Below are 333 nucleotides of genomic sequence, written 5' to 3' on the forward strand. Positions count from 1 at the left end.
GCATCGTCAATGTGCACGCCGACGACCTGGCCGATGATCATCCAGCCATCGAGCGCTTGGCCGTCCACATCATGAAAGCGCATCGAGTGCACTACGCGGCATTCGAGCGAGGCCGGCGACGCGGCAACCCGCGGCGCCTTTACGATGCGGCTCGGCGCGGTCGCCAGCCCGGCGGCCTCGAACTCATTGACGCCCCTGCCGAGCGTGTCGGACGAGATGTTCATCGCCGCGAAGAGCGGCCGGCTGCAAAGATTGAACACGAACTCGCCGGTGGCAATCGCATTCGTCGCGCTGTGCTTCATGCTCTCGCTGGTGAAGGCGAGCATGGGCGGG

General features: G+C 65.5%; 1 protein-coding gene. It reads right to left on the reverse strand.

The features are described 5' to 3' along the window. On the reverse strand, positions 1–333 hold a 333-nt coding region (locus Q7A36_RS41220; RefSeq protein ID WP_305109543.1), incomplete at both ends, for a flavin reductase family protein.

The sequence above is a fragment of the Paracraurococcus lichenis genome (genome assembly GCF_030657435.1).
In the GTDB taxonomy this organism is placed as follows: Bacteria; Pseudomonadota; Alphaproteobacteria; order Acetobacterales; family Acetobacteraceae; genus Paracraurococcus; species Paracraurococcus lichenis.